At 57.6% G+C, this 11,412-nt stretch carries 13 protein-coding genes; 6 read left to right on the plus strand and 7 right to left on the minus strand.

Going from position 1 to position 11,412, the window contains the following annotated elements:
* Positions 1-9 precede the first annotated feature (9 nt).
* The 3 genes from QN370_RS08450 to QN370_RS08460 are packed head-to-tail and all read left to right on the plus strand — an operon-like array spanning position 10 to position 2,900.
* A complete protein-coding gene (locus QN370_RS08450; RefSeq protein ID WP_322126148.1) occupies positions 10-588 on the plus strand; it encodes a nucleotidyltransferase family protein in 579 nt (192 codons plus the stop codon).
* 55 nt (positions 589-643) lie between these two features.
* Positions 644-1,105, plus strand: coding sequence for a DUF3429 domain-containing protein (locus QN370_RS08455; protein WP_322126149.1), 462 nt, complete (start codon positions 644-646; stop codon positions 1,103-1,105).
* A gap of 1 nt (position 1,106) precedes the next feature.
* Entirely contained in the window at positions 1,107-2,900 is a 1,794-nt protein-coding gene (locus tag QN370_RS08460; protein ID WP_322126150.1) for a M61 family metallopeptidase, read from the plus strand.
* A gap of 9 nt (positions 2,901-2,909) precedes the next feature.
* Here QN370_RS08460 and trpC read toward each other — a convergent pair whose 3' ends face one another.
* The 6 genes from trpC to rpe form a co-directional block, all read right to left on the minus strand.
* Entirely contained in the window at positions 2,910-3,710 is an 801-nt protein-coding gene (gene trpC / locus QN370_RS08465; RefSeq protein ID WP_322126151.1) for an indole-3-glycerol phosphate synthase TrpC, read from the minus strand.
* Positions 3,711-3,723: 13 nt separating this feature from the next.
* A complete protein-coding gene (gene trpD / locus QN370_RS08470; RefSeq protein ID WP_322126152.1) occupies positions 3,724-4,758 on the minus strand; it encodes an anthranilate phosphoribosyltransferase in 1,035 nt (344 codons plus the stop codon).
* A 34-nt stretch (positions 4,759-4,792) separates the two neighbouring features.
* Positions 4,793-5,356 (minus strand): aminodeoxychorismate/anthranilate synthase component II, encoded by a 564-nt coding sequence (locus QN370_RS08475; protein WP_322126153.1) that lies wholly within the window; start codon positions 5,354-5,356, stop codon positions 4,793-4,795.
* A gap of 1 nt (position 5,357) precedes the next feature.
* Positions 5,358-6,854: an anthranilate synthase component I gene (gene trpE, locus QN370_RS08480; protein WP_322126154.1), complete on the minus strand. Its 1,497-nt coding sequence runs from the start codon at positions 6,852-6,854 to the stop codon at positions 5,358-5,360.
* Between the two features lie 199 nt (positions 6,855-7,053).
* Positions 7,054-7,728, minus strand: coding sequence for a phosphoglycolate phosphatase (locus QN370_RS08485; RefSeq protein WP_322126155.1), 675 nt, complete (start codon positions 7,726-7,728; stop codon positions 7,054-7,056).
* Entirely contained in the window at positions 7,725-8,390 is a 666-nt protein-coding gene (gene rpe, locus QN370_RS08490) for a ribulose-phosphate 3-epimerase (protein WP_322126156.1), read from the minus strand. Before rpe ends, QN370_RS08485 begins: the two co-directional genes overlap by 4 nt.
* Before the next feature lie 166 nt (positions 8,391-8,556).
* Between rpe and apaG the strand changes: the two genes are divergently transcribed.
* The 3 genes from apaG to QN370_RS08505 all read left to right on the plus strand — a co-directional run bounded on the left by apaG (position 8,557) and on the right by QN370_RS08505 (position 11,100).
* On the plus strand, positions 8,557-8,934 hold the full coding sequence (gene apaG, locus QN370_RS08495; protein WP_322126157.1) for a Co2+/Mg2+ efflux protein ApaG: 378 nt from the start codon (positions 8,557-8,559) through the stop codon (positions 8,932-8,934).
* A gap of 154 nt (positions 8,935-9,088) precedes the next feature.
* Positions 9,089-10,285, plus strand: a complete 1,197-nt coding sequence (locus tag QN370_RS08500; protein ID WP_322126158.1) for a murein transglycosylase A — start codon at positions 9,089-9,091, stop codon at positions 10,283-10,285.
* A 38-nt stretch (positions 10,286-10,323) separates the two neighbouring features.
* The gene (locus QN370_RS08505; RefSeq protein WP_322127190.1) at positions 10,324-11,100 is read left to right on the plus strand and encodes an enoyl-CoA hydratase; all 777 of its coding nucleotides are present in this window, start codon (positions 10,324-10,326) and stop codon (positions 11,098-11,100) included.
* 111 nt (positions 11,101-11,211) lie between these two features.
* On the opposite strand, the gene QN370_RS08510 is transcribed toward QN370_RS08505, so the two are convergent.
* Positions 11,212-11,412 (minus strand): hypothetical protein (locus QN370_RS08510; protein WP_323581708.1); only part of this gene is annotated, 201 nt, incomplete at its 5' end.

The following is an 11,412-nucleotide window of genomic DNA, read 5'->3' on the forward strand; positions in this document are numbered from 1 at the left end:
CGCACGACGATGCATTGCACCGGACTCCTGCTTGCGGCAGGGCGTGGCCGCCGTTTTGATCCAAGTGGCTTGCAGGACAAACTGCTGCAGATCATGCCGCAGGGCGAGCATGTCGCCGTGCGTTCGGCGCAACGGCTCGCGCTGGCATTAACCAGCATGCTGGTCGTGGTGCATCCCGATGCCTTGCGGCTGATGACCTTGCTGCATCAGTCCGGCTTTGCTACCAGTTGCTGTGCCGATGCCGCTGCCGGTATGGGTCACACGCTGGCACATGGCGTGCGCAGCAGTGCGGCCGCGCCGGGCTGGATTGTGGCGCTGGCCGACATGCCGCACGTGAAGTCGTCGACCATCGTCGCGCTTGATCTGGCAATTCGCAATGGTGCCGATATTGCAGTCCCCGTGCATCAGGGGCGGCGCGGCAATCCGGTCGGATTCAGTCGCTTGCACCAGCAGGCACTACTGGGCATGCACGGCGATCGAGGTGCGCGCGAAGTGGTCAGGGCCAATCCTGTGGTCGAGGTCGAAGTGGATGATCCCGGCATCTTTTTTGATATCGACACGCCGGACGACCTGCAAAAAAGTGGTTAGTTCTGCAGCTCTTGTATGATCCTGCCTGTCCCTTCCACCTCTGGAAATTTTCTGCATGAACATCAATTTTTTTAACCAGCGGCTGGCATTCCGGCTCGGATTTGCCGGGCTGATTCCATTTGTGTTGTTGTCGCTCGGCTGCTGGCTGGTGCATCCCGATTGGCTCGGTTATCTGATCAAGGCGCAGCTGGCTTACGGGATTGCCATTCTCTCGTTCCTCGGGGGTATTCATTGGGGAGCGGCGCTGACCGTCAAGTTGCTCACTATCGATCAGACCAAGCGCGCTCTGATCTGGGGTGTGACGCCATCGCTGATTGCACTGCTGGCCTCGCGGATCGAAATTGGTGTGGGTTTTGCGGTACTGATGGCCGGCTTCATCGCCGCCTACCAGATCGACAAGCGCCTGTACCAGTGGTACGACATTCCGGGCTGGTTTATCGGTCTGCGTTTCAAACTTACTTGCGTAGTCGTCTCGGCATTGCTCGTGACCTTCCTCGCTGCCAATGTCAGGAGCTGATGTGAACAACGATACGACCCATCCGATTCATTACACCATCGTCGCGCGCGATCTCGGCGCTCACTTGTTCGCAGTCACGCTGACCATTGCCCGGCCCGACCCGGCGGGCCAGTTGCTGAGTCTGCCGGCATGGATTCCGGGCAGCTACATGATCCGCGAATTCGCCCGCAATATCGTGCAGATCCGGGCCAGCTCGGGTGGCAAGAAAGTCATCCTGCGCAAGCGTGACAAGCACAGCTGGCAAGCGGCTGCCTGCAGCGGTGCGCTCGTCGTCAGTTACGACGTCTATGCGTGGGACTTGTCGGTACGTGCGGCGCATCTTGATCAGACGCATGGATTTTTCAATGGCACCAGCGTGTTCCTGCAAGTGGCAGGGCAGGACGGCGTGCCGCACGTCGTCGATATCGTCAAGCCGGACGACGTGGCTTGCCAGAACTGGCGCGTCGCTACCGCATTGCCCGAACTCGATGCGAGACGTCTGGGTTTCGGCACTTATGTCGCAGCGAATTATGATGAGTTGATCGACCATCCGGTCGAGCTGGGGTCCTTTGCCCTGGCGACGTTTGTCGCGCATGGCGTACCGCACGATATCGTCATCACCGGCAATGTTCCAAACCTCGACATGGCGCGACTGCAGGCTGACCTGACCCGGATTTGCGAAGCGCAGATTGGCCTGTTTGAACCCGACTCCAAACGCGCACCGATGGCGCGTTATCTGTTCATGACGCTGGCGGTCGGCGATGGCTATGGCGGACTTGAGCACCGCGCGTCGACCGCATTGATCTGCAAGCGGGCCGACTTGCCAGTGCTTGGCCAGCCCGAACTGAACGACGGTTACCGCACCTTCCTCGGTCTGTGCAGCCACGAATATTTCCATACCTGGAACGTCAAGCGCATCAAGCCAGCTGCCTTCGCGCCGTATGCGCTGGCCAGCGAAAGCTATACCTCGCTGCTCTGGTTGTTTGAAGGGTTCACCAGTTATTACGATGACCTGATGCTGGTACGCAGCGGTGTCATCGATGACGCTGCCTACTTCACGTTGCTTGGCAAGACCATCGACAGCGTGCTGCGTGGCAGTGGCCGCAGCAAGCAATCGGTGGCGGATTCGAGTTTCGATGCGTGGATCAAATACTACCGGCAGGATGAAAATGCGCCGAACGCGATCGTCAGCTACTACACAAAGGGTTCGTTAGTCGCACTGACGCTGGACCTGACCATTCGTGCCGAAACAGCCGGCAAGAAGTCACTCGATGATGTGATGCGGTTGTTGTGGCAGCGCTATGGCCGCGACTTTTTCGAGACTGGCCGTGGCGTCACCGAGGCCGAAGTCGAGGCATTGATCGACGAAGCCAGCGGCCTCAAGCTCAAGCGCCTGCTCGACCGTGCGGTACGCGGTACGACCGACTTGCCACTGGCCGACGTGCTCGCGCCATTCGGTGTCGTGTTCGCCGCAAAGAAGGCATCGGGAGTGGTGGCGCTAGGTGTGCGTACTGCCCGCGACGGCAATGACTGCAAGCTCGCCAGCGTCTATGAAAAAGGCGTCGCGCACCGGGCCGGTCTGTCGGCCGGCGATGTGCTGGTGGCCATCGACGGATTACGCGTCAATGCCACCAATCTGGCCGATTTGCTGCGACGCTATCGCGCTGGTGACAAGGTGGCAGTGCATGCATTCCGGCGCGACGAGCTGATGACATTCAACGTCAAACTCGCACTCGATGATGCCCCGGCCAACACCTTGTCGTTGCTGGACAAGCCCGCCGCTGCGGTCAAATTGCGGCGTGCCTGGCTCGGTTGAATTCCCGGTTCAGGCGAAGAGCCGGTTCAGTTCGAATCCCGGATCGGCGGCGCGCATGAAGGCTTCTCCGACCAGGAACGCATTGACGTCGTGATCGCGCATGCGCTTGACATCGTCGGTGGTGACGATGCCCGACTCGGTGATGACCAGCTTGTCCGGCGAGATGCGCGGCAGCAGGTCGATGGTGTTTTGCAGCGAAGTCTCGAAGGTACGCAAGTTGCGGTTGTTCACGCCGAGCAGCGCGCTCTTGAGACGCAGCGCGGCGGTCAGTTCGTCCGCGTTGTGCACCTCGATCAGCACGCCCATTCCCAGTTCGTGCGCGACGGCTTCCATCTCGGCCATCAAGCCGTGATCGAGTGCCGCGACGATCAGCAGGATGGCATCCGCACCCCAGCTGCGGGCTTCATAAATCTGGTACGGATCGATCATGAAATCCTTGCGTAGCGCCGGCAAACTGCAGGCTGCACGGGCTTGGCGCAGATAGGCCGGATCGCCCTGAAAGAAGTTCACATCGGTCAGTACCGACAGGCAGGCAGCGCCGAATTGTGCGTAGCTGGCGGCGATGTCGGCGGGCTTGAAATCGACCCGCAGCACGCCTTTTGATGGCGAGGCCTTCTTGATTTCGGCGATCACGCCGGCCTGACCGGCAGCGATTTTCTGGCGCAGGCTGGCTTCGAATCCGCGCAGATTGCTGCGTGCTTCGGTATCGGCTTCGACTTCGCGGCGCAGGCTGGCAAAGTCACGGTATTTTTTGGCGGCAGCGACTTCGTCGGCTTTGACGTCGAGGATTTTGGTAAGGATATCGGACATGATTTTCGTGGCTTCAGGAGCTGGCTAGTTGCTGGGTAACGCTGACAAATTGCGCCAGCTTGGCACGTGCGGCACCGGAGGCGATGGCGGCTTGCGCGGCGATCAACCCCTCGCCGATGGACGCGGAGATACCGGCGGCATACAGCGCTGCGCCGGCATTGAGAGCGACGATATCGCGTACCGGACCGGGGGTGTCGTCGAGCGCTTCGAGGATTTTCTGACGCGATTCGCTCGCATTGCTGACCTTGAGGTTGCGGCTGGCGACCATGGCCAGACCGAAGTCTTCCGGATGGATTTCGTACTCGCGGATTTCGCCATTGACCAGCTCACCAACGAGGGTGCCGGCACCGAGCGAAATCTCGTCCATGTTGTCGCGACCCCAGACCACCATCGCATGTTGCGCACCGAGTCGCTGCAGCACACGCACCTGGATGCCGACGAGGTCGGCGTGGAAGACACCCATCAGGATATGGGGGGCACCAGCCGGATTGGTCAGCGGACCGAGGATGTTGAAAATGGTCCGCACACCGAGTTCCTTGCGTACCGGTGCAGCGTGTTTCATGGCCGCGTGATGGTTGGGTGCGAACATGAAACCGATGCCGGTCTGGGCAATCGATTGGGCGATCTGTTCGGGTTTCAGATTGATGTTCGCGCCGAGTGCTTCGAGTACATCGGCGCTGCCCGACGACGATGACACGCTGCGTCCGCCATGCTTGGCCACACGCGCGCCGGCCGCTGCAGCGACGAACATCGTGGCGGTCGAGATGTTGAAGGTGTGGGCACCGTCACCACCGGTACCGACGATGTCGAGCAGGTTGGTGGTGTCGGCCATTGGCACCTTGGTGGCGAACTCGCGCATGACCTGGGCGGCGGCGGCGATTTCTCCGACGGTTTCTTTCTTCACGCGCAGGCCCATTGTCAGCGCCGCGATCATCACCGGCGACATCTCGCCCTGCATGATCTGGCGGAACAGCGACAGCATTTCGTCATGAAAAATTTCGCGGTGGTCGATACAGCGCAGCAGCGCTTCTTGAGGCGTGATGGGCATAGCATGTCCTGTCAATGGAGGGGAGGTGGGCACGTCAGCCACGCAGGAAGTTTTGCAGTAGCGCGTGACCATGCTCCGACAAGATCGATTCGGGATGGAATTGCACGCCATGCACATTGAATTCCTTATGCTGCACGCCCATGATTTCGCCGTCATCGGTCCAGGCGGTGACTTCCAGGCACGCCGGCAACGAGGCGCGCTCGATGGCCAGCGAGTGATAGCGGGTGACCGTGTAAGGACTCGGCAAATCCTTGAAGACACTCACGCCGGTGTGAGCAATGAGCGACGTCTTGCCGTGCATGACTTCGCGTGCCCGGATCACTTTGCCGCCGAATGCCGCGCCGATGGCCTGATGGCCGAGGCACACGCCGAGGATCGGAATCTGGCCGGCAAAGCGTTGCAGCAACGGCACCGAGACACCGGCTTCATGCGGGGTGCACGGTCCCGGCGAGATGCAGATATGGTCCGGCTTCATCGCCGCGATGGCGTCGAGCGTGACTTCGTCATTGCGTACGGTGCGCACGTCCTCGCCGAGTTCGCCAAAGTACTGCACCAGGTTATATGTAAACGAATCGTAGTTGTCGATCATTAGCAGCATGTCAGATCTCCCCGTCCAGGCCATCTTGTACTTGTTCCGCTGCGCGTAATACGGCGCGGGCCTTGTTCTCGGTTTCCTGCCATTCCATTTCGGGGACTGAATCGGCGACGATGCCAGCCGCGGCCTGCACGTACAACATGCCGTCCTTGATGACGCCGGTGCGGATCGCAATTGCCAGGTCCATTTCGCCACCAAACGACAGGTAACCGCAGGCTCCACCGTAGATGCCACGCTTGGTCAGTTCGAGTTCGTCGATGACTTCCATGGCGCGTACTTTCGGCGCGCCCGACAGCGTGCCGGCCGGGAAGGTCGCCTTGAGTACATCAAGGTTGGACAGGCTCGGTTTGAGCACGGCTTCGACGTTCGACACGATGTGCTGTACGTGGGAATATTTTTCGATGACGAACTTGTCAGTGACCTTGACGCTGCCGGTTTCGGCGATGCGGCCAAGGTCGTTGCGGGCCAGGTCGATCAGCATCACGTGCTCGGCGATTTCTTTCGGATCGGCCAGCAGTTCGGTGGCCAGCGCAGCGTCGCTCTCCGGGGTGGATCCGCGCGGACGGGTACCGGCCAGCGGGCGGATCGTGACCTTCATCTGGTCGGCATTGATGCTCTCGTTACGGACCAGTATTTCCGGCGAGGCACCGACGATCTGCATGTCACCAAAATTGTAGAAGTACATGTAGGGCGACGGGTTCAGCGAGCGCAGCGCACGATACAGACTGAGTGGCGAATCGACGTAGGGCTTACGGATGCGCTGGCCAATCTGCACTTGCATCAGGTCGCCGGCCATCACGTATTCCTTGGCTTGGGCGACGGCCTTCAGGTAGGCGTCGCGCGGAAAATCGCGGATGCTTTCGGTGCGCACCGAAGCCGATGTGACCGGTGCATCGACGGCGCGACGCAGCATCGCGCGCAAGTCCTTGAGACGCTGGCGGGCGGTCGAAAACGCTTCGGGCCGGGTCGGGTCGGCATAGACGATCAGGTAGAGCTTGCCGGACAGGTTGTCGATGACGGCCAGTTCTTCGGTCACCATCAACTGGATATCGGGTAATCCGAGATCGTCTTTCGGGGTCGAGTCGGCCAGCCGTTTTTCGATGTGGCGTACCGTGTCGTAGCCAAAATAACCGGCTAGTCCGCCGCAAAACCGTGGCATGCCCGGGCGGATGGCTACCTTGTAGCGGCTCTGGAATTGTTCAATGAAGTCGAGCGGGTTGCCGCTGACGGATTCGGTGACTTTGCCATCGACGAGGACTTCGGTCAGGTTGCCACTGCTGCGCATGAGTGTCGTGGCCGGCAAGCCAATGAACGAGTAGCGTCCGAAGCGTTCGCCGCCGACGACGGATTCAAGCAGAAAGGTATTCTTCCCGGCGTGTTGAGGCTGTGCCAGTTTCAGGTAGAGCGTCAGCGGGGTTTCGAGATCGGCGAAGGCTTCGGCAATCAGCGGGATACGGTTATAGCCTTGCGTGGCAAGCGATTTGAATTCGAGTTCGGTCATGGTGCTCTCCAGGCCTCCCGGTTGTCGGGATGGCGGGTTCTCGGGAAACGTTGACGCCGGCAGGCGAAATCAACGGCGAATCGGGGACAGTTCAGTCCGGGATTTGCCAGCCTCGCCACAGCCAGGCCTCGGGAGCGCTGGTGAAGCATGCGTGTGTTTTTTTAGCGAGAAGCATGAGTGAGAGGTGTCAGTAGTGGGATCAATATGAGATCAGTCCGGCTGCTTCAAGCAGCGTCTGGACTATACCATCCGAGTCAATCGACTGTACAGGTTCGCCATGGTTGTAGCCATACGGAACGCTCAGCACATGGCAGCCCGCTGCACGGGCAGCGCGGGCATCGTTGGACGAATCGCCGATCGCCACCACTTGCGCCGGCGTGATGCCGAAGTCTGCGCAGACTTGCAGGAACGGGCCGGGTTCTGGCTTCTTGGTTGGCAACGAGTCGCCGCCGTAGACCAGCTCGAAATAGTCGCGTAGTCCGGTTTTTTCCAGCAGCGGCAGTGCAAAGGCGATCGGCTTGTTGGTCACGCAAGCCAGCCGGATCTGCTGGTGCCGCAGTTGCGCGAGGCCTTCATGGACCTGGTCGTACAGGGTGACGTAGTCGCCGTTGATGGCCAGGTAATGGCGTTGATACGACGCCAACGCGGCGTCGAAATGGCGCTCGACATCCTGCTCGTTGAAATCGACGGCCAGTACACGGCGCATCAGGTTTTCTGATCCTTTGCCGACGAATCCCTTGATCAGTTCCAGGTCAAGCGGGACGAGCGAGAGTTCGTCGCGCATCCGATTGATCGCGCAATGAAAATCCGGTGCGGTATCGATCATCGTGCCGTCGAGGTCGATGATGGCCGCGCGGATGCCGGTAAAATTCATGCGCCAGCCAGTTCAGCGCGCATGGCATCGATGACTGTTTTGTAGTCAGTCGCGCCAAAGATCGCCGAGCCGGCAACAAACGTATCCGCGCCCGCTTTGGCCGCGGCAGCGATATTCTCGATCTTGATACCGCCATCGACTTCGAGCAGGATCGAACGACCGGATTCATCGATCAGCTTGCGCACTGCCGCGATTTTTTTCAGTGCTTCCGGAATAAAGGACTGACCACCGAAGCCAGGATTGACCGACATGATCAGGATCAAATCTAGCTTGTCCATCACATGATCAAGAAAGTGCAGAGGAGTGCCAGGATTGAATACCAGCCCAGCCTTGCAGCCGTTATCGCGAATCAGTTGCAGCGTGCGATCAATGTGTTCCGATGCTTCGGGGTGGAAGCTGATGATATTGGCTCCCGCTTTGGCGAAGTCCGGGATAAGCCGATCAACTGGCTTGACCATCAGATGCACGTCGATCGGCACCTGGACATGCGGACGGATTGCCGCGCAGACCAGCGGGCCAATGGTCAGGTTGGGAACGTAATGGTTGTCCATCACGTCGAAGTGAATGATGTCAGCACCGGCGCTGACGACGTTACGTACTTCTTCACCTAGACGGGCAAAGTCGGCTGACAGGATGCTGGGAGCGATGTGGTAAGTTGGCATGGTCGTCAATTCAATGGAAGTGCGGCATTTTAACCTTGTCAGGCTTGCTAAGCGGCGAACCGTTCGTCAGAATGTGCGGTCGATTTGGTTGTAATATTTTCCAGACCTTTTGCCAGAGCGATTGTCAGAGCAATTTGATCCAACCCCAACCAGCCGAGGAATATTCATGGCAGCAGCGTACGAATTCACCGTAACCGTCAGAGCACAGTACCTGGCCGACCAGTCCGAGCCGGAGCGTTCGACCTTCGTGTTTGCGTATGCAGTGACCATCAAGAATACGGGGCAGATTCCTGCACAGTTAATCTCCCGTCACTGGGTGATCACAGACGGGAATAACCATATTGACGAAGTGCGCGGTCTCGGTGTGGTTGGTCATCAACCGTTGCTTGAGCCCGGGCAGGCATTTGAATACACCAGCGGTGCAACGCTGGCTACACCGCAAGGTTCAATGCGAGGAGAATATTTTTGTGTCGCGCAGGATGGAGAACAATTTCAGGCCGTGATTCCAGAATTCGTATTGTCGTTGCCGCGCACCCTGCATTGAATCAAGCCTTGTCGTCTTCTTCAGGGGACTGCGGTTTCGGCGGCGGACGGCGCGCTTTCGGGCCCGAATACATCGTCCACCAGACGATAAATATCAGCAAACATCCAGCGACACCAGCTTCCAACAGTAACAGCCACATAACAGATTACCTTTCATGTCATTAAAACGCCTCAGCTTACTCGCTTCAGTTTCCATGCTCGCCATCATTCTGGGTGGTTGCGTTACCGCGCCCACCGAGCCGCCGGTTGCGGCTCCCGTGCCTGGTATTCCTCCAGCAGCCCAAAAAGGCGAAACACTGCGTCCGGTTAATTTTTCTGTATTGCCGGGATGGGAGCAGGATGATCAACGCGAAAGCTGGCCTGCGTTTCTGGCCTCTTGCGAGGCACTGATCAAGAAAGCCGACTGGAAAGAGCCTTGCTCGATTGCACGCGATGTCAATGCCTCTGACTTGCAGGCAGTACGTCGCTTTTTTGTTTCTTTCTTTGTGCCTAACCAAGTCTTTAATGCGGATGGATCGGACACTGGACTGGTGACGGGTTATTACGAGCCTTTGCTGCGCGGAGCCCGCAAGCGCGGCGGCATTTATCAGACACCGATTTACCGTACGCCAGATGACATGCTGACGATTGACCTTGCGTCGGTGTATCCCGAATTGAAAGGTATGCGTTTGCGCGGGAGGATCCAGGGAAATAAGGTCGTGGCCTATTACCCGCGCGCTGATCTGACAAAAGCAGGCTCGCTGTCAGGCAAGGAACTGCTTTGGGTGGACGATCCCATCGAAGCTTTCTTTCTCCAAGTTCAAGGTTCGGGCAGGGTATCGTTCGCCGATGGGAGCTCTGTCGTTCGGCTTGCTTATGCGGATCAAAATGGCTATCCCTATAAATCCATTGGTCGCTATTTAGTTGATCGTGGTGAACTGACACTCGACCAGGCGTCGGCGCAAGGAATCAAGGCCTGGTACGCAGCGCATCCGGAGCGCCAGCAGGAGCTGCTTAATGCCAATCCGAGTTTCGTGTTTTTTAAGGAAGAATCCATTCCTGATCCCAGGAAAGGACCCAAAGGAGCGCTTGGGGTTCCACTGACACCACAGCGGTCGATTGCTGTCGATACCCAGTTTATTCCGCTGGGAGCACCGGTTTATTTGTCCACCACCCAACCTAATAATCCTGCTGTATTGCAGCGGTTAATGATGGCGCAGGATACCGGTGGTGCCATCAAGAATGCAGTGCGTGCCGATTATTTCTGGGGTTTCGGTGCCGAGGCCGGTGAAAAAGCTGGAAAGATGAAGCAGCGTGGAACGATGTGGGTGCTGCTGCCCAAATTGCCGGCGAATACCGCGATGATGAAATAAAGATTTTTCCCTTTAAATTAATGGAGTGGCAGATCGCTATGATTTACGAAAACATACTGGTTGAAACACAAGATCGCGTTGGTGTCATTCGCCTGAACCGGCCGAAAGCACTCAATGCCTTGAACGATGTACTGATGGACGAGTTGGGCAATGCCTTGGCCGACTTTGATGCAAATGAAGAAATTGGCTGCATCGTCTTGACCGGAAGCGAGAAAGCTTTTGCTGCCGGTGCCGATATAGGTGCAATGTCGAATTACAGTTACATGGACGCTTACAAGGGGGATTACATCACCCGTAACTGGGAGAGGATTCGCACGATACGCAAGCCGGTCATTGCCGCGGTTGCAGGTTACGCATTGGGTGGCGGATGCGAATTGGCAATGATGTGCGATTTCATCATCGCTGCTGACAATGCCAAATTTGGTCAGCCTGAAGTCAAGCTGGGGATCATGCCCGGAGCTGGCGGAACTCAGCGCTTGCCAAGAGCCGTTTCAAAATCAAAGGCGATGGATTTGTGCCTGACTGCGCGGATGATGGACGCCAACGAAGCTGAGCGGGCTGGCTTGGTCTCGCGTGTAGTATCCCTCGATAAGTTGTTCGATGAAGCTATTGCAGCGGCGATCGTTATTTCAAGTATGTCGCTTCCCTCCGTGATGATGATCAAAGAGTCCGTGAATCGCGCTTACGAGGTAAGTCTGTCTGAAGGTGTTCTTTTTGAGCGTCGTATGTTTCACAGTACTTTTGCTACCGAAGATCAGAAAGAAGGAATGAAAGCTTTCGTTGAGAAACGCTTGCCAACGTTCCGGGGCATTTGATATAGTTCGCCTCCCGCTGGAAAGCGGGGCGGAGTAAAAGGTAATGCAGTTTTGTCGATGCGGTAGTGACGTTAGCGAACGATGCGAGCGGAACTCCGGTTTTGGAAGGAATTAAAAGCAAAACGCGCCAACGAAAAGGTTGACGGCAACATCGCAAGGCAGCATAATCTCACTTCTCTGAAGCAGACAAACAAAACGCTTTGTCAGCAGCGCAAAACACGGCACGGTCGGTGAGGTTAATCGAAGTGCAGTTCGGAGTGCAGGAAGTTCTTTAACAATTAACAGTTGATAAGTGTGGGCACTTGGTGGAAG

This window comes from Actimicrobium sp. CCI2.3, from assembly GCF_035019065.1.
GTDB lineage: Bacteria > Pseudomonadota > Gammaproteobacteria > Burkholderiales > Burkholderiaceae_D > Actimicrobium.